Source organism: Streptomyces sp. NPDC007157, from assembly GCF_040634235.1.
GTDB lineage: Bacteria > Actinomycetota > Actinomycetes > Streptomycetales > Streptomycetaceae > Streptomyces.
This window is the reverse complement of record NZ_JBEYFE010000014.1, coordinates 222,968-246,498: the sequence shown is the minus strand read 5'-3', so window position 1 is coordinate 246,498 and position 23,531 is coordinate 222,968. Positions and strand designations below refer to the sequence as shown.

The following is a 23,531-nucleotide window of genomic DNA, read 5'->3' as shown; positions in this document are numbered from 1 at the left end:
GGGCGGCGCGGTGCGGGGCGCCGCCCGGACCGGTCAGCCGTGGCCGCAGGGGCGGGGCGTGGCCTGATCGGCGAGCGCGCGCAGGTCGGGCAGGTCGAAGACGTCCTCGACCTCCAGGTGGAAGCCCTCGGCCCGGGTGAGAGCGGTCAGCCGCAGCGCGGTGAGGGAGTTGCCGCCCAGATCGAAGAAGTTCTCCTCCGGAGCGACCGGCCGATGAAAGATCTTCTCGGCCGCGGCGAGCACCGCGCTCAGCGCGGCATCCGCCCGTCGGCCGCCCGCGCCGAGGGAGGACTCCCCGGCGCCGGGGTCCCCGCCGGACACACCGCTTACCGCACCGCCGGCGGACGCCCCGCCGCCGACGTCACCGTCGGGGGTGCCGGCCCGCAGCCCCCCGTCGGACGCCCCGACACGGGCGTCCTCCTCGGATCCCCCGGCACGGGGGCCGCTGCCGGACGCCCCACCGTGGGAGCGGCCGTCGGATCCCCCGGCACGGATGCCGCCGCCGGACGCCCCACCGTGGGAGCCGCCGCCGAATACCGCGCCATGGGAGCGGCCGTCGGACGCCCTACTGTGGGAGCCACCGCCGGATACCGCGCCGTGGGAGCCACCGCCGGACGCCCCGCCGTGCGAGCGGCCGTCGGACACGCCGCCGTGGGAGGCGTCGCCGGGGGTGCGGGCGTGGGTCGCGGCTTTCTCGCACGTGGCCTGTACGGCCTGTCGGTCCGTCTTGCCGCTGGTCAGGCGGGGGAGGGCGGGCAGCACCACGAGTTCGGCGGGCAGCATCGCCTCGGGGAGCTCGGCCACGAGCAGGCGTCGTACCGCCGCCGGGTCGAAGGACGCGGGGTCGGCCACCGTGACGGCGGCGGCCAGCCGTACCGTCTCGGGATCGCCCGCGTCCAGCACCACCGCGACGGCCTCGCGGATCCCCGTCCCCGGCAGGCTGAGCAACCGCTGTTCCAGTTCGCCCGGTTCGACGCGGTGACCGCGGATCTTCACCTGGTCGTCGGCACGGCCCCGGAAGTACAGGCGCCCGTCCGGGCCCGAGCACACCAGGTCCCCGGTCCGGTAGGCACGCGCCCCGTCGGCCGACGGTACGGCGGTGAACCGCTCCCGGGTGGTCTCGGGACGGTTCAGATAGCCGGACGCCACCGAGTCGCCGATGACGAGGAGTTCACCGAGGACGCCCTCGGGCACGTCGGCTCCGTGCGCGTCCGTCACCAGCACCCCGCTGTTGGGCAGCGGCCGGCCGAGCGGCACGTCGTTCCCCTCGTCACCGCGGACCACGTGGTAGGTCGCCCAGACCGTGGCCTCGGTGGGGCCGTACATGTTCACGAACACGGTGTCCGGGTAGGCCGCGCGCAGCCGTTCCAGGAGCGCGCCGGGCAGCCGTTCGCCGCCCAGCAGCCAGTAGCGCGGGGCGATGTCCCACCGCCCCAGCGGGTGGCCCAGCTCCCGTGCGGTGAGCAGCTGTCCGGCCCGGGAGGGGGTGCACTGGCGGTGCTCGTACGGCAGCCGGTCGGCGGGCGTCTCACGGACGTCGGCCGAGCGCAGCTGGACGTGCCTGCCGTGGGTCAGCGGCCAGAACATCTCCACGAACGAGATGTCGAAGGACGGCGAGGTCTCGGCCAGCCAGTCCCCCTCCGTGGCGCCCGGCAGGGCCAGGGTCATCGCCTGCAGGAACCCGGCCAGGTTGTGCTGGGTGACCACCACGCCCTTGGGGCGGCCGGTGGTGCCCGAGGTGTACATCACGTAGGCGGGTTCGTCCGGATCGGGGCGGCCGCCGGGGAGCGCCGCGCTCCCGGCCGGGTCCGGGGGCAGGGCGTCGGTCGTGAGGACGTCCGGGGCGGGTGTCCCGGCGAGGAAGGGGGCACCGGACGTGCCGGCGCCGCACACCGTCACCGCGGCGCCGGAGTCGGCGAGCACGAAGCGATTGCGTTCCGCCGGGCCCCCGGGGTCCACCGGTACGTAGCACAGGCCCTCCTGCCAGATCGCCAGCGCCGTGGCCACCTGCCAGGAGTCGTGGCCGCAGGCGACCGCGACCCGCGACCCGCGCGGCAGCCTCCGGGACCGCAGCGCGGCACGCGTCCGGCGCACGGCGGTCGACAGTTCGGCATACGTCCAGGTGCGGTCTGCGTCGCTGAGCGCCGGGGCGTCCGGGGTGTGCGCCGCCGCCCGCTCGACGAGTTCGACGACGGAGGGCGCCGGTGCGCCGGCGGTCGCCGGACGGCCGCCGAGGTGCCGTCGCACCTCGGCGGTGCGGTCGGCGTCCAGCAGGGCGAACTCCCCGACCCGCCGGTCCGGTTCGGCGGGCAGCTCGGTCAGCGCGCTCACGACGGCCGACGCGAGCTGGGGTGCGGGCGGCCAGGGGACGAGCCCGCTGCGCCAGTCGAAGAGGATCAGCCCGTCGTCGGGGCCGAGTACCACCTCCACGTTCAGCGGGGCGCCGGGTTCCGCCGACCGCCGGGCGGCCGTGCCGCGCTCGTCGGTCCCGGGCGGCAGGGCGCCGTCACGGAAGGCGAGCACCAGGTCGGCGTAGGCGCGGGTGCCCGGCCGCCCGGGGCGGGTGGCGCCGCCGGCCGCGGCGAGGTCGCCGACGGCGGCGAACTTGCGTCCGTGCAGGGCCAATGACTCGGCGCGGACCCGGTCGACGAGTTCGCGGAAGGTGTCCGTCGAGGCACAGGGGATCGTGGTGGGCACGACGTTGAGGTAGAGGCCGATGGCATCGAAGCCGACGGCCCGCAGGTCGCGGAGCGTCATCGGCACGCCGACGACGGGGGTCCGGTCCGGCGCCAGCCGGTGCAGTGCGGCCAGCACGGCGGCGTGCGCCACGGAGACGGCGGAGGCACGGGCCCGCCGGGCGGCCAGCCGCAGCGCCGCGACCGTCTCCGGGGCGAGCCGCACGGCGTGGTGGGCACGCGCCGAGGGATCCGCGGCGGGGCGGCTCAGCAGGGCTCCGGCCGGTTCGGCGCCGGACGGCCGGGACGGCCTGGTCCCCTCGGCACCGGGCGGCGGGGAGGCTTCTTCCGCAAGCGGCGGAAGTGGCCGCCGGGACGCCGCCAGGAGCGCCTCCTGGGCCCGCCGGTAGCGGTCATCGTCGTCCTCGGGGACGGCGTCGGGGTGGGTCAGGAAATGCCGCAGGGCCCGGCCGAGCAGCAGCACGGAGTGCTCGTCGACGAGCGCGTGGTGTACGCGCAGCGCGAGCACCGGGCCGCTGCCGCGCAGGTCGAGACGGGCCGTCAGCAGCACGGGCCCGAACGGCGCGAGGCCGTCCGCGTCCGGGTCGTCCTCGCCCAGGGTGACCCGGGTGGTCGCCTCGGGCAGGTCGTCGTACCCGCGCAGCTCCTGCAGGAGCAGGTCGGGGGTGTCGTGGAAACGGACGCGCAGGGCCGTCGCCGAGCGCAGCAGGGCGGTCCAGGCCCGTTGCGCCTCGGCCAGGCTCACCACGCCGTCCGCTCCCCCGTCGCCGTCCAGCGGGATCCGGACGGGCAGGGTGCCGACCCGGTGCCGCTCGGACAGGAGCGAGGCGATCAGCTGGGCCGCCTGGTGCGGTGTCGCCGCCGGCGTCGGCGCCGGTTGCGGGGCGGAGTTCATCGGGTCTCCTCACCGGCCGCCGTGCCGCCGAGCACGGAGCCGATCAGTCGGTGGGCGAGGTCCAGACGCTCCCGCCGGGACAGCGGGACGAGCGCGGGCCACAGCGTTTCGAGGGCCGCGCTCCCGCCCCCGACGGGCTCCGCCCCGGCGGAATCGGCCGTCATGGCGGACACGGGCGCCGTCGACGGGGGCGCGGTGGGCACGGCTGCCGTCGGGACGGGTGCGGCCACCGCGAGCGCCGCGGCCACCGTCGCCCCGGACGCGGGCCCCGTCGCCCCGGACGCGGGCACCGTCCGCCCGGCCGGCTCGAACACCGCCGGCGCGGCCACGGCCGGCTCGGACACCGTCCGCTCGGGCGCGGTCCACTCGGACACGGCCGAATCAAACACCGCCGGCTCGGGCACCGTCAGCGCGGACGCGGCCGGCTCGAACACCGCCGGCTCGGGCACGGTCCGCTCGGACAAGGCCGAATCAAACACCGCCGGCTCGGACACCGTCCGCTCGGACACCGTCCGCTCAGGCACGGCGCCCGCCGTGGGCCGTCCCCGCTCCGCGAGTTCCGTCAGTCGGCGCTGGTCGACCTTGCCGCTGGAGTTGTACGGCAGGGTGTCCGGGTGGTGGATCGTCAGATGGCGCAGCTGCGCGGGGAGGGCCGCGCGGACCGCCTCGTCCGTCGCGTCGGCGGGGGTGCCCGCGGCGAGGGAGACGAACAGGTGCAGCCGGGAACCGGCGGGCGAGCCCACGGTCAGCGCCACGGCCTGCTCGACACCGGGCCGGCGCAGCGCGACGGCCTCGATCTCGCCGAGTTCGAAGCGCACCCCGGCCAGCTTGAACTGCCGGTCCCGGCGCCCCGAGTAGTGCAGCCGGCCACCACTGTCGAGGTGGACGACGTCGCCGGTGCGGTACACGACCGCGCCGTCCTCGGCGTAGGGGTCGGCGACGAAGCGGGCCGCGGTCTGGCGGGGCGCGCCCGCGTAGCCGGTGGCCACCCCGTCGCCGCCGACCCACAGTTCGCCCTGCTCGCCGGGCACGGCGAGGGCGCCGTCGGCGGTGACCACGCGTGCGTAGCCGTAGGGCAGCGGGCGGCCGATCGGGGGCAGTGCGGCGCCGCCGGGGTCGACCCAGCCGGCCGTGGCGACCACGGTCGTCTCGGTCGGGCCGTACATGTTCAGCACCTCGAACGGCACGTCCTCGGGAAGGGCGTGCAGCCGGTCACCGCCGGTGGAGATGCGGTCCAGCCGGCTGCCCGCCGGCTTCGGCACCCGGGCGAGGAGTTCGGCGATCGGCGTGGCGACGAAGGCGTACTCGACACCCGCCTCGGCGAACCAGCCCGCCAGGCGCTGCGGGTCGGCGCGGAGTCCGGTCGGCGCGAACCGGATCCGGGCACCGGCGTACAGGCCGGACCACACCTCGAAGGCGGAGGCGTCGAAGGCGGCGTTGGCGAGCTGTCCTACCACGGTGTCCGGGCCGAGCCGCAGTTCGCGCACCGCCCACGCGGCGAGCCGGTCCAGGGCCGCCCGGGGCACCATGACGCCCTTGGGCTCGCCGGTGCTTCCGGAGGTGAACATGATGTAGGCGGGGGCGGCGCTGTCCCCGTCGGGCGCGGTCTCCGGGGCGGCCGCGGGGCCGGCGTCCCACTCGGCGGCCAGCCCGGTCCAGTCCAGCAGGCGCGGCGCGCCGTCGGGCCCGTCGAGGGCGGCGGCCAGGTCGTCGGGGACGCCGGGCAGGCGGACGACGGTGGTGCAGCGGGCCTGGGCGACCATGGAGGCGAGCCGTTCGGCGGGCTGCCCGGCCTCCAAGGGCACATAGGTGCCGCCCGCGTGCAGTACCGCGTAGGCGCAGGCGAAGAAGTCGGGTGTGGCCGTCCCCAGGATGCCGACCACCCCGCCCGGCCGGGTCGGCAGCCGCCGGGCCGCCTCGCCCCAGGCCGCGAGCCGTCCGTACGTCACCTGCCGGGCGCCGTCGTCGAGGGCCACCGCCTCCGGCTCGGCGGCGGCCCGCGCGGTCACCTTCGCCACCAGCGCGGTGGCCGGCGCGGTCCGCGGCTCGGGCAGCAACTGGACCCAGGTGCGCAGCCATTCCAGCGTCCCGGTCCACAGCGCCCACAGGTCGTCCTGGCCGACCGCGCCGTCCTGGGCCTCCATCAGCAGCTCGACGCGGGTGTCGTCGCCGGTCCCGGACGTGACGGCGACGACGTTCACGGGGAACTTGGCGGCCCCGTTGAACACGCCGAGCTGGACGCGTGCGGTGGCGCCGGCCAGCTCGACCTCGCGCTCGACCTGCTGGTGCATGCTGAACGCGGCGCGCACCACGGCGCTGTCACCGCGCCCGTCGGTGCCGCCGACGGCCTGGACGACGTCGGAGAGGGGTACGGCGGAGCGGTCCATCGCCTCGCGCAGGGCGCCCCGGGTGCGGCGCAGGGTGGCCTCGGGCAGTTCCCCGGGCCGCCGTTCCACGACCACGGGGACGGTGGAGACGAACATCCCGACGGTGTCCTCGTGGCCGGGCGGCCGGTTCTCCACGGCACTGCCGAGGACGGCGGCGCCGACACCCTCGTACTGGGTGAGCGCCTGCGAGAAGGCCGTGAACAGGGCGGTGAACAGGGACACCGACGCCCGCCGGGCGCCCTCCCTGACCTCGCGCAGCAGGGCGGGGGGCACGGGCAGCCGCAGGAAGGTGTCCCGGCCACTCGCGGGGGTCCCGGCGTCCAGGATCCGGCCGGCGGCCTGCGCGGCCCGTTCGGCGACCTCGCGGACCTCGCCGGGATCGGCGGGGGTCTGGGCGGCCGCGTAGGCGAAGTAGCGCGGATCCGGATCCGGTTCGGCGGTGTCGTCGTCGAGGCTGCCGAGCAGGGCGACGAAGGACTTGCCGTCGTGGATGAGGTGGTGCTCGGTGTGCACCAGCACGGCGCGGCCGTCCGGCAGACGTACCAGCACCCAGCGCAGCAGCGGTCCGGTCCTCAGGTCGAAGGCGCGGTCGGCGCCGCTGAGACGGACGAGTTCCTCCGGGGAGGCGGTCGGCTCGGGCAGGTCCACGACGCTCAGGTCGATCTCGGCGTCGGTGACGTCGGCGGCGGGCACCGCCTGCCAGGGCTCGCCGTCGTCGAACAACAGCCGGGTCCGCAGCACCGGGTGACGGTGCAGCAGCCGGCCGAGCCGGACGCGCAGGGCGGCGGGGCGGGGCGCCTCGGCGAAGTGGAACAGGGCGTGGAAGACGTAGCGGGAGGAGTCCGGGTCGAGGAGGGACTGGTACCAGATCACGCGCTGCTGCCAGGTCAGGGGCGCGCGGTCGGCCGGCGCGGGGTCCGCGGCGCGGTCGGCCGGGTCGGTGCGGGGGCGGGCGGCGACGTCGTCCAGGAGCCGCCGCACGCTGGCGGCGTTGAGCAGTTCGTGGGCGCCGAGGGCCAGTCCGTGGGTGCGGCGCATCCGCACGGTGACCTGCGCGGCGTCCAGGGAACTGCCGCCCAGGGCCGCGAACGGGACGTCGAGTGACTCCCCCGGGGCGAGACCGAGGGCCTGCCTGACGTCGTCGGCCAGACTCTCCACGACGGCGGTGGCCGTGTTCGTTGTCATGCGTCGCTCTCCTTCATGGGTGTCGTTCGACGGCATCGACCCGCGCGGGGCGCGGGCCCGGGGTACCGGCGGGAGATCCGGACCGGTCGGGACTCGGGGCCGCTGGGTCGGACCGGTCGGGGACCGGGGGTGGGGCGTCGATGGTCGAGGTGGGGCCCCGGGGCGGGTTGTCGGTGGTCGCGGCGGGGTCGTGCGCAGGTGGACTGTCGTCCGTGAGTCCGGGATCCGGGGCGTCGTGCGCGGCGGCCGGTCGCAGGGCAAGGCGGAGGGCCAGCACGGCCACGGGTACGGCGGTGAGGGCGACCAGCTCGGCGGCGGAGGCCCAGCGGGACGCGACGCCGAGGAGCAGGAAGACGGCGAGGGCGACGGCCTGGGAGCCGAGGCCGGCGATCGAGGTGACCGTCGCCCGGGCCGGGCCGGAGATGGCGTGCTGGAGCCGGGCGTCGGCGACGATCTGGGCCAGTCGCAGCACCCAGTAGAACGCGGCGATGCCGAGGAACCCGGCCGGCCGGCCGGTGAGCGCTCCGGCGGCCAGGGCCGCGCCGCCCGCGCCGAGCAGGACGGCCAGCAGGCGGTCGCCGGCGCCGGCCATGCGGCCGCCCGCGAAGCCGCCCGCCGCCATCGCCGCCCAGGGCAGCAGCAGGAGCAGCGGCACGGCGGCGGTGGGCGTGCCCGCCTCGCGGGCCAGCACCGGGAGGTACTCGTCCACCACGCCGAGGCCGGTCAGGACCGCGGCGAGCAGCACTGCGGAGCGCACCCGTGGGGCGCCGCGGACCTCGGCCAGTCCGGCGCGCAGCACGGCCAGGTATCCCCGCGGGTCCGGCGCCGGTCCGGCGGACGCGCCGGGGGTGCGGGCCGGGCGGCCGAGGGCGAGGGCGGTGGGGACGGCCAGCAGCGTGAGCAGTACGGACACCCAGCCGGCGGCCGGGTAGCCGCCGAGCAGGACCAGCGGGGTGGGGGGGGGGGGCCGGGGCGCCCCCCCCCCCCCCCCGGCGCCCGCCCCCCCCCCGCCGGGGGGGGGGGGGCCGCCGGGCCCGCCCCCCGGGGGGGGGGGGCCCCCCCACCGGCCCCCCACCGCGCACGCCTGGACGACGGCCACCCGGCTGCTGACGTGTGCGTACCGGTCGGCCCTGCCCTCGGCGGCGAGTCCGTCGTAGAGCAGGGACTGGAGCGTCCCGGAGGTGAGGGCGGTGCCCGCACCCCACAGGACGAAGCCCGCCGCGAACGAACCGAGCGAGGGCAGCGCGGTCCACAGGGCGAACCCGGTGCACTGCGCGAGGGCCGCGGCGGCCAGGACACGGTGGCGGGGGAAGCGGTCGGCCAGGGCCCCGGAGGGCACCTCGCAGACGAAGGTGGTCACCGTCCACACCGCGAAGAGAACCGACAGTTCTCCCGTGGAGACCCCGTGCGAGGTCATCAGCAGGGCGTAGACGGCGTACAGCGGGAGGAGTTCGGTCAGGCAGGTGTACAGGTACACCGGGCCGACGCGGAAGGAGCCGGAGGGCGGCAGCTGGGGCATGCGGACCTAATAAGGCATGGAAGGACGCTAGCACGGAGGCGTCGGGCGGGCGGGACGGTCGACGGACCGGGCGGCGGACCGCCCGGAACCGGCCGGTGCGACGGACCGGCCGGAGTCAGCCGGTACGGCGGACCGGCCGGAGTCAGCCGGTGCGGCGGACGAGGAACGGTCCGAGCGCGAGGGCGTCGAGCGGGCTGCGGGCGAAGGTGGCGAGCGCGTCGGCGGGGGTCCATACGACCGGCTCGTCACGGCCGTTGAAGGACGTGTTGAGCACCACCGCGTGTCCGGTGTGGTCGGCGACGCGCCCCAGCAGCCGGTGGTAGAGCGGGTCGTCCTCGGCGGTGACCGTCTGCGGGCGGGTGGTGCCGTCGACGTGGATCACGGCGGGCATAGCGGCCTGTCCGGCCTCCGGCACGGGGGTGGTGACGATCATGTACGGCAGCGGGGTGTCGTCGCCGAGCAGGGTGGCGGCCTCCTCCAGGCGCATGCTGGGCGCGAACGGCCGCCACCACTCACGGTCCTTGACGGTGAGGTTGATGCGGTCGCGCTTGGCCACCGGGAAGGGCGCGGTCACGATGGAGCGGTGGCCCAGCGCCCGCGGGCCGCCCTCGCCGCGACCCTGGTGCCAGCCGACGATCTCGCCGCGGCCGAGCAGTCCGGCGACCGCGTCGGCGATGTCGGCGGGCTCGGTGTGCCGGACGCCCTGCTTGTACAGCACCCGGCGCACGGCGTCGGCGTCCCACTGCTCGCCCCAGGCGAGGGTGCCGGTCATCGGCGCGACGGTCTCGCCGTGTTGAGCGGCGACCCAGCCGGCCGCGCCGAGGCTGACGCCCTGGTCGCCGGCGAGGGGTTGCACGAACAGGTCGCGCACCTCGGGCAGCCGGGCCAGCTTGCCGTTGAGGGTCGCGTTGAAGCCGACGCCGCCGGCCACCAGCAGGGTGTCCTGACCGGTCTCGCGCAGCAGCCGTCGGGCCATCGTGACGACCGAGTGTTCCAGGGCCTCCTGGGCGGTGGCGGCGAGGTCCCGGTACTCGTAGGGGTCGCGCTCGGTACGCCGGACGTAACGGCCGCGCTCGCGGTCGTAGTGGCGGCCGGTGCGGTTGGGCGGCAGGGCGCTGGTCTTCTCCAGGTGGGCGAGCCAGAGCCGCAGGGTGTCGGTCTCCTCGTCGGTGCTGCCGGTGGACAGCAGGGAGCGCGGTACCGGCCCGACGGCGTACCCGTCGTCCAGGAAGGTCAGTCCGCCGCCGAAGGTGAGGTCGCCGGGGGTGCCGTAGGGGGCGAGGCCCATGGTCTTGCCGGCGGCGTCGGCGCCGAGTCCGGCGTACTGGCAGACGGCGGCGTAGAAGTAGCCGAGCGACCAGCCGGGCGGGACGGACTCCAGCACCTTCAGCTCGCCGTCGACGGCCGAGGCGAGGGTGGCGCTCTCGCACTCGCCCTGCCCGTCGAGGACGAGGACCGCGCCGTCCGGACGCCCGGAGAAGTAGTAGGCGCTGGCCGCGTGGGCGGTGTGGTGCGGGACGAAGACCAGCTCGGGGTCGCGGCCGCGCGGGAACAGTTCGCGCGGGAGGAGGAAGTCCAGCGCGGTGGCGGTGTCGGGGAACCAGTCCAGTCCGCGCCGGGTCAGCAGCGAGGGCATGTCCCAGCCGTGCGCGACGACGTCGATGTCCTCCAGGGCGAGGCCGCCCTCCGCCAGGCAGAACGCGGCGGCGTGCAGGGGTGCCTCGCCGTAGCCGTGCTTGTGCCGGGTGAAGCGTTCCTCCTCGGCGAACGCCACCACCTTCCCGTCGACCAGGAGGCAGGCGGACCCGTCGTGGCTGGCGCCGGGCCAGCCATTCACACCGAGAATTCGCATGACAAGTCATTCCCTTCGAACGGCCCATGGGCCCGGTAATTGACGGACGACGACCGGTGCGCTAGAAATTAGCAGCGATACCGCGCCGAAGAAATAGGCGCCGGCCTCTTTCCTTCTCCGAGACCGCACCGAGCGGAAACCCGCCGGTCAGCCCGGTCTGTTCTCTGCACTTTCCCGTTTTTCTGCATGCCTCGAAAACCGCTGGACACTTCCGATTTCCACGCGCGAGAAACCAGAAGAAAGGGCACTCCATGCTTCGTTTGATCATGCATCCGGAAAGCACAGCCGACGTTCCCGACGAGGCGGACGTCCCGGCCGAGGACTTCCACCAGAGCGCCGGACGCTTCCGGCTGCTGGCGGGGCGCGGCGATCCGGTCCGACTGCTGCGGGTCGGCGGTCCCGGCGGCCGGTGGGCCACGGCGCTGCTGGAGGACGCCGGCCGGGACGGCTGGTTCCTGTGGAAGGGACCGGCCGGCACCCCGCGCCCAGAACTGCTGTCCGCCCTGCTCAGCGGCGTGTCCCAGCTGGGTCCCGCCACCTTGGTGCTGCTCCCCGAGTGGGACTTCCCCGAGGTGCTGGAGGCCGCCGGCTACCGCCCCGCCCCGCCCTACGCCACCGGTCTTGTGCCCACCCACGGCGGCGCCGAGGCGATCCTCGCCCGAATGCGTCCGAGCACCCGCAGCCGGGTGCGCCGCGCGCTGCGCAGCGGTCTCGAATTCGCCGCCGACCCCGGCCGGATAGACGAGTTCTACGACTTCTACGCACCGGCGATGATCCGGGCCGATTCACCCGACCTCGCCCCCCTGGATCTGCTGCGCGATCTGCTGACACACCCGTCGGTCCACCTTTTCACCGCGCTTTCCGAGGGGCGGGTGGCGGCCGGATCCATATGTTTCGAGAACCGGAGTTCGCTGGAGGCCCGGTTTGTGGCGACGCATCCGGACCACCGCGTCGACGGTTCGATGAACTACGTGCATTTCGAGACCATCGAATGGGCGGCGGACCGGGGTCTGGCGCATTTCGATCTGAGCGGCATATCCACCGGCGAGGCGGACGGCAAGACGGCCGGGATCAACCGGTTCAAGCTCGGGTTCGGCTGCTCGGTCCTGCACTACCCCACCTACGCCCGCTCGGCCGGCTGAGAGAGGAAGTCCGTGCGACTCGTGATCGACCGGGACGTGCCCGTCCCGATGCGTGACGGTGCGGTGCTGCGGGCGGACGTGTACCGCCCGGACACCGCCCGCCCCCTGCCCGCCCTCCTCCAGCGGACCCCGTACGACAAGGGGGCCTCGGCGGGGGGCCGTTCGCTGAACTGGATGCGGCTGGTCGAGGCGGGCTACTGCCTGGTGGTCCAGGACGTACGCGGCCGGTACGCGTCCGGCGGTGTCTTCCGGCCGTTCGCCGACGACGCGGGCGACGGCCGGGACACCGTCGAGTGGGCCGCCCGCCAGGCCTGGTGCGACGGCGCCGTGGGCATGCTCGGGCGGTCCTACGAGGGCGCCGCCCAGTGGCACGCGGCGGCCGCCGGGCCGCCGGCGCTGCGGGCGATCGCCCCGCATGTCGCCGCGGCCGACCCGTACGACGGCTGGACTTACCTGGGCGGCGCCTTCCAGCTCGGGTTCTGTCTGCACTGGGTGCTGGGCGACCTGCTGCACGGCCAGGTCGGTCGGGCCGGCGGCATGGACGCGGACGTCCGCGCGGTCGAGCGGGCGCTGGACGGCATCGACGAGCTGTACCGGGCGCCCTGGCGGGCGCTGCCCCTGCTGGACCGGCTCGCGCCCTACTACCGTGAGTGGCTGGAGCACCCGGATGCCGACGCCCACTGGCGCGGGCTCACCGCCGCCCCGGACGCGCGACGGCCCCCGGCGCTGGTCGTCGGCGGCTGGTACGACATCTTCCTGCCGGGCACCCTGTGCGGTCCGTCGCCCCGGCCCGGAGACCGGCTGGTGGTCGGCCCGTGGTCGCACTGCGTGACCGGGGGCGTCTTCCCCGAGCGTCGCTTCGGACTGGCCGCCGACGAGGCGGAGTTCGACATGACGGGCGCTCATCTCGCCTTCTTCGACCACCACTTGAAGCACGACCCGGGTGACGCGGGCCCGGCGGTACGGGTGTTCGCCGGCGGGGTGGACCGCTGGGTCTCCCCCGCCGGTCGGCCCGGCGCGGACAGCACGCCGCTCGCGCTGCACCTCGGCAGCGACGGGGACGCCCGCACCCGGCACGGCACGGGCGTACTGCGGTCCGAACCGCCCCGGCGGAGCGGCGCGGACACGTACCGGTACGACCCGCGCGACCCCGTCCCGACCGCCGGCGGGGCCACCTGCATGACGGGCCTGCTCGTCGGCGCCGACTGCGGCCCGCTGGACCAGCGCGCCGTGGAGGACCGCCCCGACGTGCTCTGCTACACCGGTCCGCGGCTCGACGCGCCCCTGGTGGTGTCCGGGCAGGTCGTCGCGGAGCTGTACGTCTCCTCGTCCGCGCCCGACACCGACTTCACCGCCAAGCTGGTCGACGTGTACCCGGACGGCCGCGCGGAGATCCTCTGCGACGGCGTCGTCCGGGTCGGCCACCGGGCCCGGCGGGACGGGGTGCGTCCGCCGGCCCCGGACTCGGTCCACGCCCTGCCGGTGTCGGCCGGGACCGTCGTGCATGTCTTCCAGCCCGGGCACCGGGTCCGGCTGGAGGTCTCCAGCAGCAACTTCCCGCGTTTCGACGCCAATCCGAACACCGGCGGCACCCCGCTGACCCTGGCCGACGCCCCGGTCGTCACCGCGGTCAACCGGGTCCACCACGGGCCCGGCCGGCCCTCGCGGCTGCTGCTCCCGGTCTGCCCCGGTCTGCCGGACGCTCACGACGCCGCCTGAGGCGACGGCTCGGGCCTGGGCCCGCCGTCGCGGTGGAGGACGGAGAGGTCCCTGAGCGGGACGATCCGCCGCCCGGCCCGCAGGTGCGCCCGGCGCAGCCGCTCGCGCTGGGCGGGCGTCAGCTCGGTGCAGTGCTGCGGGATCGCGCGCAGCATCCGGGCCCGGGCGGCGGTGGCCGGGTACCGCGGCCGTACCCGGTAGGGGTCGCGCAGCAGGTGGTACAGGGTGCCGGTGTGGAACGCCGCCTTGAGCAGGGCGTAGTAGGCGGCGGCTCCCGCCCCCTTGTGCCGGGCGCAGCCGACCAGGGTGCGGGTCGCCTCGTACAGGCGCCACAGGACGGGGACGGCGGGCGTGGTGAAGACGCCGGTCTCCTGGGCGATGCCCTCGCCGACGCCGTAGCGGAAGTAGCTGCGCATGTTCTGCAGGCCGACCTGGGCGTCGTGGAAGATACGGGCCTCGGGGACGTGGCGGACCGGGATGCCGGCCAGTTGCAGCCGGAAGTCGAACTCGCGGTCCTCGCACCAGTGGATCAGGCCGTCGAAGTGGTAGCCGCCGATGTGCTGAACGATCGCCCGGTCGTAGATGAGCGGCGGGGAGAGGGCGCTGACGTACTCGCCCTCGTCGTACTCCCGGACCCGGGCGGTGAGTCGGCTCATCAGGCTGCCGGACTCGCCGTACACGACCTGTCCCTTGACCACGGGGTCGGTGGCGACGGCCGTGGCCATCATGCGGACCACGCCGGGGGCGAAGGTGCAGTCCGAGTCCATCAGCAGCAGATAGCGTCCGCGCGCCGCCTCGGCGCCGGCGTTGTAGGCGGCGCCGAGGTTGCCCGCGTCGGGGATCTCGGTGACGGTCAGCGGCCTCGGGTGCTCGCGCAGCAGGCGGCGGATCTCGTCGGTGGCGCCGTTGAGGGCCAGCACGATCTCCACGTCCTCGTCGACCGAGTCGATGCACTCGAGGATCCGTACGTCGTCGCGGAGCGCGATGATCACGCTGGTGCCGGCGAGCACCTCGTCTGGGCTCGGCGTGGCGGTCATGCCAGCTCCCCGGTGTCCGGGACGCCCTGCGGCCCCTCCTTGCGCAGCACGTAGACGTGCGTGGTGTGGCCGGGGGTGAAGCCGTCGCCGTCGATGTCACGGACCCGGACCGTGCGCAGGCCGGCCACCCGGCCGAGCTCCTCCATGGTGAACGGGTCGACCACGTACTGCACATGGGTCTCGCGCCACAGCAGGCCGTCCGCCCCGTACAGGGAGAGCACCGAGCGACTGCGGGCCAGCACCGGGTCCCAGCGGTGGGTGCGGTGCAGCCGGACTCCGTCGCGGCTCTCCTCGTGCTCCAGGTCGCGCCAGTCCTCCTGGAGGACCTTGCGGGAGGAGTAGTCGAAGACCAGGTGGCCGCCGGGGCGCAGGGCGGCGGCCGCATGGCCCAGGCAGTCGGCGAGGTCGGCGGCCGTCAGGTAGTTGAGGGCGTCGAACCCGGAGACCACGAAGTCGAAGGAGTCGGGCTCGGCGGTGAAGCGCGCCATGTCGCCGACGATGCGCAGCTCGGGCGGGATGCCGCCGTGCTCCAGCATCGCCGCCGAGCGGTCCAGCGAGGTGACCTCGCCCTGCGGGACCAGGTCGGCCAGCACCCGGCTGCCCATGCCGGTGCCGGCACCGAGGTCGAGGACGCGGACCGGGCCGGGGGCGGCCAGCTTGGCCAGTTCGGCCCCGATGCCCAGGCGCCAGGTGTCCTCGGCCATGGCGCCCTCGAACAACTCGTAGGTGTCGGACCAGTGTTCGTACGCTGTGGTCATCGGCGTTCCTTGTCAGTGGGGGTCGGCAGGTGTCAGCGGGTGGTCAGTGGGGCGGTTCGTACGGAGTCGTGGGCGCCCCGGAGGGGCCGGTGAGGCGCAGCGGCAGCCGGGACAGCACCCGGGCGGCCAGGGCTTCGGCGGTGGCCACGTCGGGGCCGCTGGTGATGGTCCCGGCCAGTACCTCGTCGCCGCCGCGGTAGGCGGGCAGGACGGTGCCGGGGGCGAGGTCCAGGCCCCAGAAGACGTCGTGGACGCCGGGAGTGCGGGCGAGTGCGTCCAGGTCGCCGACCGAGTCGACGGTGCCGCCGTCGGCGGGCAGGTACCGCTGGACGACGGCACGGTCCCGGGTGGGGCGCAGTTCCTCTGGGACCAAGGGGCGGCCGAGGGCCAGGCGGACGGCGTTGGGCAGCGGGTCCACTCCGGTGGCGAGCGGCATGACCTCGGTGGCGATCCGGGCGCCGGTCAGCCGGCAGGTGATCTCCAGCAGGTACACCCGCCCGTCGGGGGTGCGCAGGATGTCGGTGTTGACGACGGCGGTGGTCAGGCCGAGCGCGTCCACGCCCCGCTGGACCGTCCCGACGACGTCGGCCCGCTGTGCCGCGTCCAGGACGCTGGGCAGGGTGTCGCCGCCCTCGAAGAAGTGCGGGAAGAAGCGCTCCTTCTCGCCGTACTCGCGGTCGGCGAACCCGGTGACGTGCAGCAGGCCGTCGACGGCGAACCCGGCCACGGTGTGCTCGGTGCCGGACAGGTACTCCTCCACCACGACCCGTCCGGTCGGGCTCAGCGCGAGCGCCCGCTCGACCGGCTCCCGCGCACGCTCGCGGGCGTCCAGCTTGGCGACGCCCAGGGAGCCGGTGCGGTCGCTGGGCTTGACCACCGCGGGCAGTCCGACGCGCTCCAGACCGGCGAGCGCCGCGTCGACGGTGGTGGCGACGGCGAACCGGGGCACGGCGAGTCCGGCCCGGTCCAGCGCGGCGATCCTGCGGTCCTTGAGGGTGCACAGGTCGGCCACCTCGACGGGCACGCCGGGGCAGCCCAGCTCGGCGGCCAGGCGGGCCACGACCGGTGGATTGTCATATCCGAGGGTCATGACCCCCGATATTCTTCCCAGTCGCTCGGCCCGAATTACCGAGAGGACGCTCCCGAAGTCGTCCGGGTCGGCTCGCAGATGAATATCGGCGTGTTTTTCGACGCGTTCGGTGATCAGGTCCGTCACGACCACGGTCCGCACGCCTATTTCTTTCACACGGGCGAGCGACCTGTCCATTCCGGAGCCGATCCCGCATATCACGAGAGTTTCGGTCACCTGGCCACGTACCAGACCCGCTGGGTGTCCTCGCGCACCGGTTCACGGTCCAGTCCGGCGTAAGTGTCCACGCTGGTGAAGCCGGCCGCGCGCAGGGCGTCGGTCACCGTCTCCGGGTCCAGGCCGCGCTGTGGATGCACCTCGTGGATGCGGTGCCAGCCGCCGTCCGGGGTGCGGCGCACGACGGTGACCGTGGTGTCCACCCGCCCGCTCGCGGCGTCGTAGGGGTTCTCCCAGACCTCCAGGACGTCCTCGCTGTTCTGCTCCACGTACACCCTGCCTGACCAGGCACGTTCAACGAACCAGACGGGGTGGGCGTCGAGGATCGCCAGGCCGCCGTCCGCGGTGGCCGCCCGCAGGGTGCGGGCCGCGCGGCGCAGATCGTCCTCGTCGACCAGGTAGTTGAAGGTGTTGTAGGTGCAGGTGACCACGGAGTGCGGCCGGTCGGGGCGGTACTCCCGCAGGTCGGCGCGGGTGAACTCGACGGTGACTTGGGCCAGGCGGGCGGCGGTCTCGGCGTGCCGCAGCATGTCCGCCGACTGGTCCACGCCGGTCAGCCGGTCGAAGCGACCGGCCAGCGCGACCAGCAGCGTGCCCGTGCCGCAGCCCAGGTCGAGCAGCGATCCGGCACCGGCCCGGTAACAGGAAATCAGATCGGGCAGCTTTTTCGCCACTTCCTCGGTGAAATCATTGTACGGCGCCCCGGCATAAACATCGGCATACTCTCCGAAGAAATCGCCGCGTGATTCGTATTGCATCACGACCGCTCCATTCAGTAGTCTCGATTTTCGTGCCGGGCGCTTCCAGGCCCGCCATTTCCTTTTCATTTCCGGAGGGAGATTTCGCATGCGCACGGCGAATGAGGGAAGCCACTCCGAAGGGCTTCCGCTGCTGTCCGACCAGATAGACCGCCTGGCGATCCAGGAGTGGGTCGAGCAGCATGACCTCGGGGTCGAGGTCCGTATGTTCGGCCGGGGCTTCCGGCTGACCGGCCCCCTCGACATCGACGCACTGGGCTCGGCGCTGACCACGCTCGTCGCCCGCCACGAGGCGCTGCGCGTGGCCTTCCCCGACCGGGGCCGGGCCGGCCGCCAGGAGATCCGGGCGCCCCGCCCCTTCGCACCGCACCGCGAGGACCTCACCGGGCTGCCGGAGGACGAACGGCCGGCCGAGGCCCTGCGCCGGGCCGGCACCTACCTGAGCCAGAACCTCGACCTGGACGGCGGACTGCTCCTGAGCGGTGTCGTCTACCGCCTGGGCCAGGAGGACCATCTGCTGGGCCTCGCGGTCGACCACCTGGTGGTGGACGGCCAGTCGTTCGAGATCCTGGTGAACGAGCTGTGGGAGCTGTACGCCGCGGCCGTCGAGGGCCGTGAGGCCAAGCTGCCCGAACAGCGCTTCACCTACGCGGACTTCGTGCGCTGGGAGGCGCAGTGGCTGGGCCGCGACCCGAGCCCCCGGCAGTTGATCGCCCGCTTCGCGGAGCTGCTCGACGGCATCGGCACCAACGCCCCGGTGCACCTGCCCGGGATGCTGCGCGAGACCAACGACCGCTACGCGGTGGGCACGTTCGACGGTTCGCTGCCGCCGGAGACCTGCGAACTGCTCACCCAGTACTGCCGGTCGGCCCGTGCCACCCCGTTCGTCGTGCTGTTCACCGCCTACCTGTGCGCGCTGCACGCCCGCAGCGGGCGCAGCGACCTCGCGGCGCTGATACCGGTGACCCGGCGCACCGAGGAGCACCTGCTGGACCTGGTGGCCTTCCTGTCCACCTACGCCACCGTGCGAGTGCGGATCAACCCCGCCCAGACGTTCAAGGAGCTGAGCCGCACGGTCCGCTCGGCCGTGCTGGAGACCCAGCGGCTGGGCCAGGTGCCGGCGCCCGAGGTGACCTCCGCGCTCGCCCCGCACATGCTGGGACGGCTGCTCGAACGTCCCTGCACCTTCTTCGACGTGGCGCCCGGCGGCTGGAGCGGCGGCAGCCGCGAGGCCGGCGGTCTGTCGGTGGAACCGACCGAGGTGCCCGGTGACCAGCACCAGATCGAGAGCCTGGAGGTGTTCGCCTCGGTCGACGACAGCGGCGTGGACTTCACCGTGCTCTTCCCGGCGGACGTCTTCGGCGAGGAAGGGGTGCGGGATCTGGCTCATGAGTTCACCTCCTTGGTGCACAGGTTCCTGAGTGCTCCGGACACGGCGATCGCGGACGTGCTGCGGACGGACTGACGACCGGGCCGGGCCGGGCCGGGGACCGCACGGTCGGCTCCCGGACCGGCCCGGCCGGATCAGGGCCGGAAGCCGGCCGGGGCAGGGACGGGCGTGACCATCCGGATCACCTCGAAGGCCTCGCTGTGGCCGTGGCCCGCGCTGGTGACGGCCCGGTAGGACGCCAGCCCCCGGACCGCCTCGTCCCAGGCGGCGTGCCGCAGCTGGGACCGGTAGCAGCGCATGGCCGCCACCTTCAGCTCGATCTGGTCGGTGACGTCCTCGGTGTACTGGGCCTCGCCGAGCGGGGCCCAGACCTCGTAGCCGAGCACCAGGGACGGCGGCGGGGAGGGCGGCCCGGCCTCCTCGAAGAAGTCGGACTCCGCCATCCACAGTGCCTCCAGGCCCAGCCGGTGGACGGCCCGGTGCTCCACGTCCCCGTCGTCGCGGTGCGGCAGGTACACCCGGTCCGGGCGCACCTCGCGCAGCACCTTGACGACGGCCAGGTGCAGGCGGCGGTCGGCGGCGAAGTCACGGGACGGCTCGTCCAGGGTGATGCACCGCTTGACGCCGAGCACCCGGCAGGCGTCGGTGGTCTCCGCCGCGAACTCCTCGGCCCCGACCTCCCGGTCGCGCAGTCCGCGCTCCCGGCGGATCACGATGACGACCGTGACCTCCGCGCCGGACTGCGCGAGCTTGGCGATGGAGCCACCGCAGCCGATGACCTCGTCGTCGGGGTGCGGGGCGATCACCAGGACCCGGGTCACCGGGCGGCTCCGCCCGGGGCGCCGTACCCGGCCCAGCGGGCCCACTCGGCCGTGCGCTCCATGCCCTCGTCCAGTGTGGTCCGGGGCGCGGTGAGCACCTCGGCGGCGCGGGCGGCGTCCGCGCGGGCCGGGCTGGCGTAGAGGGCCTGCTCCCAGTCGGGGACGGCCCCGCCGGTGGCGGTGCCGCTCGGGGCGGGCAGCCCGCGGATGCCGCGCAGCCGGTCGAAGAACGCCCCCCAGTCCGGCTCGTCGGGCCCGTTGACGAGGAACTTCCGCCCGGCCGCCGCGGGTTCGGTGAGGGCGGCCAGTACGGCGTCCGCGACGTCGTCGACGTACACCGCGTTGCAGGCGCCGCCGGCACCGGTGACCGGCAGCTCGTCGAACTCCGCCGCCGGGCGGGTGAGTTGCGCGGTCGTCCACTGGCCGCCCCAGGGCCCGTAGACCACCCCGGGCTGAATCACCACGATGTCGGGGCCGTCGCCGTGCGCGGCCAGCACCAGCCGTTCGGCGGCGGCCTTCTGCTGCTCGTACTCGCGGTCGTCCGGGTCCTCGGCGAGCGCCGGGGCGGTCTCGTCGAAGCGGGTCAGCCCGGTGGTGTCGTAGACGTCGACGGTGCTGACGTGCACCAGCCGCTCCACACCGGCGAGTTTGGCCGCGGCGAGCAGTTGCGCGGTGCCGTCGACGGTGGTGCGCCAGCGGTCCGCCACCTCGCCCTGCGACCCGAACGCGCAGTGCACCACCAGGTCGCAGCCGTGCAGGGCCTTGCTCAGGCTCTGCGGGCTGTCCAGGTCCACGGTCCGGAAGGCCAGCCGGTCCTGCGGCAGCACGGAGAGCCGGGCGACCCGGCCGTAACCGCGCACCAGGGCACGGACCTCGGCCCCGGTGCCCAGCGCCAGCCGCTCCACCACGCGTCCGCCGATGAACCCGCTGGCGCCGGTGACCGCGATGCGCCTGCCCGCGAAGTCGTTCATGCCACGCTCCTCGAAGTGGTCCCGGTCAGCGTCGTCCCGGTCAGCGTCGTCCCGGTCAGCCAGGGCTGGGCCAGCGGGCGCCGCGCGGGCCCCGTGTAGCACTGCTCGATCAGCCGGGCGACCCGCAGGCCGTCCTCGGCGGTGGCGTGCGGCGCCACGTCCGCGCCGGAGCACACCGCGGCGAAGTTGCGCAGCTGCTCCACGAACAGGTCGTCCCACTCGTCCTGGGCCGGCGGTACGGCCCGTACGTCGCCGCGGTGCAGTTCCTCGCCGGAGGCGGTGATCAGCGTGCACTCGCCGGCCGGGAAGTCGGTGCCGACGCTTACCTCGGCCTCGGTGCCGGTGACGACGCAGCTGATGCCGAGGGCGCGGACCCTGCTCAGCTCCAGCACGGTCTCCACGCCCCCGATGCGCAGGGTGGCGACGGCGTCCGCCTCGACCCCGCCGAGGCTGTCGTCCACGTAGTCGACGACCTCGACGTCCGGGCCGAGCCACCACAGCAGGATGTCGAAGACGTGGGAGGCCGTGTCGGTGAGGACACCGCCGCCCGCGAGCCGGCGGTCGAACATCGACCAGGAGACCGGCTCCCAGCTGTAGGGGTGGCCCTCGGTCCAGCGGACCCGGGTCACGGTGCCCAGGCCGCCGTCCTGGATCAGCCCGCGCACCCAGGCGTTGGCCGGGAACAGCCGGCGGGGGTGGGCCATGACCAGGTGGGTGTCCGGGGCCGCGGCCGCCGCGGCGGCGAGGGCCTCGGCATCCGCGGCGGAGGTCGCCATCGGCTTCTCCAGCAGCACGTGCTTGCCCCGGGCCAGCAGGTCCCCGGCGACGGCGGCGTGCGCGGTGTGCGGTACGGCGACGACGGCCGCGTCGAAGGCGTCGGCGGCCTCCTCCACCGAGCGGGCGATCACCACGTCCTCGGCGGAGCCGCCCTGGTCGGTGTACCACCGCAGGGCGGCACGGGCCTGCTCGGGGTCCGGGTCGATCAGGGCGGTGAGCCGGATCTGCGGGACGTGCGGCAGCGCGGTCAGATGACAGGACCGGGCGGCGGCACCGCAGCCGACGACGGCCAGTCGCAGCGGTTGCATGGGCGACTCCTCGGGTGTGGTCGTAAGGGGGGTGGATCGAGGAAGAGGACGGGTCGAGGAAGGGGACAGGTCGAGGAAGAGGACGGGTCGAGGAAGGGGACAGGTCGAGGAAGGGGACGGGTCGAGGAAGGGGACGGGTCGAGGAAGGGGACGGGTCGAGGGCGGTCAGGTGGCGGCCGGGAGGGCGGACAGGTCCGCCGGGTGGGCCGGATGCGCGGGGCGGGCCGGGTGGAACACCCAGAAGTTGGGTTCCGCGTAGACGCCCTGGCCGTCCGCCGAGACCTCCAGGGGGGCGAGCGCACCGGGCACGAGATGACGGGCGGGGCCCGGCAGCGGGTGTCCGGCCACCTCCTCCCAGCGGGCGGCGGGCTGGCTGATCACCAGCGAGCGGTCGCAGGGAGCGAGCAGTTCGGCCCCCAGCGCGGCGTGGGTGGCCAGCCAGGGGTCGAACGGCGTGCCGTCCGGGCGCCGCCAGCGGGCGTACTCGGCCATCGGGACGAGCGGGTAGCGGGCCTTGCGGGTGGGGCGGACCGGGATGACCACCCCGCGCAGGCCCGCGGCGCGCGCCGTGTCCCGGGCGTGGCCGAGCAGCCGTTCGGCCAGGCCGGTGCCGCGCAGCCGGGGCGACACGCTGACGGAGAGCATGCACAGGGTGTCGGGATCGGCGCCGGCCGGTCCGTCGAACGCGGAGACCAGTACGTCGTCCGATCCCCCCGGTAGCCCGGCGACCGTGCCGTCCCAGGAGACCGGCAGCCCGTTGGCCGCGGCGACCAGCCGCCGCTCCTCGTCCAGCACGCAGATCTGGTGGGCCGGATGGGTGTCGTAGAGCCGGTGCCAGCGCCAGTTGCCGGGCGACTCCCAGCTCATGAACACGGGCATGTTGTCCGTGGTCAGCTCGTCGACGGCCGGTTCCAGCTCGGGTGCCTTCTCCAGAGTGGTGACCGTGAGGGCCGGCAGGTCCGCCATGGCCGCGTCAGCCGATCAGGCGGTTGCCGGAGCTCGCGCGCATGGTGCGCGAGCGGCGCAGGTCATGGGTGACGTTGATGCGCTTGAGCCAGCGGTCGGTGCCGTCGTAGCGGGCGGTGAAGGGCACCCGGCCGTGGACCACGCGGTGGTTGTTGACGACCAGGCAGTCCCCCTGTTCCAGGGCGACCTCGCGCAGTCCGTCGTCCACGACCGCGATCAGGTTGTCCAGGGCGCGGCGCGCCTCCGGGTCGTCCTCGGGGACCTCCATGAAGTACGGGTCCAGCCGCAGGTACGGCTCCTCCCGCGGGCCGAACAGGGCCGCCACCGGGCGGCGTTCGTGGATCAGCCGCTCGATGGTGGCGAACCGCTCGGCGTCGCCGTCGACCCGCGCGGAGTTGTTCTTGGGCAGGTGCGACTCGTCGGGCGCGATGTGGAAGCGCTCCTCGAACAGCACCTCCAGGTCGTCGTCGGAGAGCGATCCGCCGGCGTAGGAACCCACCGTGGTGGCGACCTGGTCGGGATTGCGCAGGGACGCCAGCACCAGATAGTCGCCGCGGTGCGGATGGAAGGCGTCCTCGGTGTGCCAGGTCAGCAACTCTGCGCTGCCCAGGCCAAGTTGGTCGTGCTCGTGACGGCGGACGGGGAAGATGTCGTGCACCAGCCGGCCGTCCTGCTGGGTGGTCCAGCCGAACGGCTCGCCGAGCAGCGCCGCGTAGAGCAGGACGAGGATCTCCTCGGGGAACTCCCGGTTGGGCCGGGGCCGGCCGCGCCAGTGGTCGGGGGTGGGTCCGATGCGGTCCTGGTCGAAGAGGTGCCCGCTGACCACGCAGTAGCCGGTGGGTTCGTCGACGGCGAAGGTGCGCAGGAACCGCTGGGTGCGCACCGGGAGTCCGGCGGCGAGCCGGGGCAGGTCGAGCAGGAGCGCCGGGTCGTCGTCACTTGTGTAGCGCTCCGCGACGCCGATGGTCAGCTCGGCCGTCTGCCGCGCCTCGTCCGGGGTGAGCAGCAGGACATGCCGCTCCTCGAAGGGTGTGTCCATGGCAG

16 protein-coding genes are annotated in these 23,531 nt (G+C 74.4%); 3 read left to right on the top strand and 13 right to left on the bottom strand.

What is annotated here, in order from left to right; genetic code table 11:
- Positions 1–33: 33 nt before the first annotated feature.
- The 4 genes from ABZ642_RS25825 to ABZ642_RS25810 form a co-directional block, all read right to left on the bottom strand.
- On the bottom strand, positions 34–3,591 hold the full coding sequence (locus tag ABZ642_RS25825; protein WP_360488563.1) for an amino acid adenylation domain-containing protein: 3,558 nt from the start codon (positions 3,589–3,591) through the stop codon (positions 34–36).
- Positions 3,588–7,163: an AMP-binding protein gene (locus tag ABZ642_RS25820; protein WP_360488560.1), complete on the bottom strand. Its 3,576-nt coding sequence runs from the start codon at positions 7,161–7,163 to the stop codon at positions 3,588–3,590. Before ABZ642_RS25820 ends, ABZ642_RS25825 begins: the two co-directional genes overlap by 4 nt.
- Before the next feature lie 13 nt (positions 7,164–7,176).
- A complete protein-coding gene (locus tag ABZ642_RS25815) occupies positions 7,177–8,682 on the bottom strand; it encodes an MFS transporter (protein ID WP_360488557.1) in 1,506 nt (501 codons plus the stop codon).
- Positions 8,683–8,824: 142 nt separating this feature from the next.
- Positions 8,825–10,534, bottom strand: a complete 1,710-nt coding sequence (locus ABZ642_RS25810) for a carbamoyltransferase C-terminal domain-containing protein (RefSeq protein WP_360488555.1) — start codon at positions 10,532–10,534, stop codon at positions 8,825–8,827.
- Positions 10,535–10,800: 266 nt separating this feature from the next.
- On the opposite strand from ABZ642_RS25810, the gene ABZ642_RS25805 reads away from it, so the two are divergent.
- Both ABZ642_RS25805 and ABZ642_RS25800 read left to right on the top strand, forming a co-directional pair.
- On the top strand, positions 10,801–11,676 hold the full coding sequence (locus tag ABZ642_RS25805) for a GNAT family N-acetyltransferase (RefSeq protein ID WP_360488552.1): 876 nt from the start codon (positions 10,801–10,803) through the stop codon (positions 11,674–11,676).
- Positions 11,677–11,688: 12 nt separating this feature from the next.
- On the top strand, positions 11,689–13,395 hold the full coding sequence (locus ABZ642_RS25800) for a CocE/NonD family hydrolase (RefSeq protein ID WP_360488550.1): 1,707 nt from the start codon (positions 11,689–11,691) through the stop codon (positions 13,393–13,395).
- On the opposite strand, the gene ABZ642_RS25795 is transcribed toward ABZ642_RS25800, so the two are convergent.
- The 4 genes from ABZ642_RS25795 to ABZ642_RS25780 form a co-directional block, all read right to left on the bottom strand.
- Positions 13,380–14,432 carry a glycosyltransferase family 2 protein gene (locus ABZ642_RS25795; RefSeq protein WP_360488547.1) on the bottom strand — a complete coding sequence of 351 codons (1,053 nt, stop codon included), beginning with the start codon at positions 14,430–14,432 and terminating at the stop codon, positions 13,380–13,382. The genes ABZ642_RS25800 and ABZ642_RS25795 overlap by 16 nt on opposite strands.
- The gene (locus ABZ642_RS25790) at positions 14,429–15,190 is read right to left on the bottom strand and encodes a methyltransferase domain-containing protein (RefSeq protein ID WP_360488544.1); all 762 of its coding nucleotides are present in this window, start codon (positions 15,188–15,190) and stop codon (positions 14,429–14,431) included. Before ABZ642_RS25790 ends, ABZ642_RS25795 begins: the two co-directional genes overlap by 4 nt.
- A gap of 43 nt (positions 15,191–15,233) precedes the next feature.
- Positions 15,234–16,280 carry an ATP-grasp domain-containing protein gene (locus ABZ642_RS25785; protein WP_360488541.1) on the bottom strand — a complete coding sequence of 349 codons (1,047 nt, stop codon included), beginning with the start codon at positions 16,278–16,280 and terminating at the stop codon, positions 15,234–15,236.
- A gap of 212 nt (positions 16,281–16,492) precedes the next feature.
- On the bottom strand, positions 16,493–17,170 hold the full coding sequence (locus ABZ642_RS25780) for a class I SAM-dependent methyltransferase (RefSeq protein ID WP_360488538.1): 678 nt from the start codon (positions 17,168–17,170) through the stop codon (positions 16,493–16,495).
- 172 nt (positions 17,171–17,342) lie between these two features.
- On the opposite strand from ABZ642_RS25780, the gene ABZ642_RS25775 reads away from it, so the two are divergent.
- Complete coding sequence (locus tag ABZ642_RS25775) at positions 17,343–18,719, top strand: condensation domain-containing protein (protein ID WP_360488535.1); 1,377 nt, start codon at positions 17,343–17,345, stop codon at positions 18,717–18,719.
- 59 nt (positions 18,720–18,778) lie between these two features.
- Here the strand turns inward: ABZ642_RS25775 and ABZ642_RS25770 are convergent, their stop codons facing one another.
- The 5 genes from ABZ642_RS25770 to vioC form a co-directional block, all read right to left on the bottom strand.
- Positions 18,779–19,465 (bottom strand): PIG-L deacetylase family protein, encoded by a 687-nt coding sequence (locus tag ABZ642_RS25770; RefSeq protein WP_360488532.1) that lies wholly within the window; start codon positions 19,463–19,465, stop codon positions 18,779–18,781.
- The gene (locus ABZ642_RS25765; protein WP_360488529.1) at positions 19,462–20,436 is read right to left on the bottom strand and encodes an NAD-dependent epimerase/dehydratase family protein; all 975 of its coding nucleotides are present in this window, start codon (positions 20,434–20,436) and stop codon (positions 19,462–19,464) included. The genes ABZ642_RS25770 and ABZ642_RS25765 overlap by 4 nt, the downstream gene beginning before the upstream one ends.
- Positions 20,433–21,521, bottom strand: a complete 1,089-nt coding sequence (locus tag ABZ642_RS25760; RefSeq protein WP_360488526.1) for a Gfo/Idh/MocA family oxidoreductase — start codon at positions 21,519–21,521, stop codon at positions 20,433–20,435. Before ABZ642_RS25760 ends, ABZ642_RS25765 begins: the two co-directional genes overlap by 4 nt.
- Before the next feature lie 165 nt (positions 21,522–21,686).
- Positions 21,687–22,487: a GNAT family N-acetyltransferase gene (locus ABZ642_RS25755; protein ID WP_360488523.1), complete on the bottom strand. Its 801-nt coding sequence runs from the start codon at positions 22,485–22,487 to the stop codon at positions 21,687–21,689.
- Between the two features lie 7 nt (positions 22,488–22,494).
- The gene (vioC, locus tag ABZ642_RS25750; protein ID WP_360488520.1) at positions 22,495–23,526 is read right to left on the bottom strand and encodes an arginine beta-hydroxylase, Fe(II)/alpha-ketoglutarate-dependent; all 1,032 of its coding nucleotides are present in this window, start codon (positions 23,524–23,526) and stop codon (positions 22,495–22,497) included.
- Positions 23,527–23,531: the final 5 nt, after the last annotated feature.

Bases quoted from the DNA above. Each gene is read 5' to 3' on its own strand.
- ABZ642_RS25810 (WP_360488555.1), bottom strand. From the start codon at position 10,534: ATGCGAATTCTCGGTGTGAATGGCTGGCCCGGCGCCAGCCACGACGGG.
- ABZ642_RS25755 (WP_360488523.1), bottom strand. From the start codon at position 22,487: ATGGCGGACCTGCCGGCCCTCACGGTCACCACTCTGGAGAAGGCACCC.
- ABZ642_RS25765 (WP_360488529.1), bottom strand. From the start codon at position 20,436: ATGAACGACTTCGCGGGCAGGCGCATCGCGGTCACCGGCGCCAGCGGG.
- ABZ642_RS25785 (WP_360488541.1), bottom strand. From the start codon at position 16,280: ATGACCCTCGGATATGACAATCCACCGGTCGTGGCCCGCCTGGCCGCC.
- ABZ642_RS25805 (WP_360488552.1), top strand. From the start codon at position 10,801: ATGCATCCGGAAAGCACAGCCGACGTTCCCGACGAGGCGGACGTCCCG.
- ABZ642_RS25760 (WP_360488526.1), bottom strand. From the start codon at position 21,521: ATGCAACCGCTGCGACTGGCCGTCGTCGGCTGCGGTGCCGCCGCCCGG.
- ABZ642_RS25820 (WP_360488560.1), bottom strand. From the start codon at position 7,163: ATGACAACGAACACGGCCACCGCCGTCGTGGAGAGTCTGGCCGACGAC.
- ABZ642_RS25775 (WP_360488535.1), top strand. From the start codon at position 17,343: ATGCGCACGGCGAATGAGGGAAGCCACTCCGAAGGGCTTCCGCTGCTG.
- ABZ642_RS25795 (WP_360488547.1), bottom strand. From the start codon at position 14,432: ATGACCGCCACGCCGAGCCCAGACGAGGTGCTCGCCGGCACCAGCGTG.
- ABZ642_RS25815 (WP_360488557.1), bottom strand. From the start codon at position 8,682: ATGCCCCAGCTGCCGCCCTCCGGCTCCTTCCGCGTCGGCCCGGTGTAC.
- ABZ642_RS25825 (WP_360488563.1), bottom strand. From the start codon at position 3,591: ATGAACTCCGCCCCGCAACCGGCGCCGACGCCGGCGGCGACACCGCAC.
- vioC (WP_360488520.1), bottom strand. From the start codon at position 23,526: ATGGACACACCCTTCGAGGAGCGGCATGTCCTGCTGCTCACCCCGGAC.
- ABZ642_RS25790 (WP_360488544.1), bottom strand. From the start codon at position 15,190: ATGACCACAGCGTACGAACACTGGTCCGACACCTACGAGTTGTTCGAG.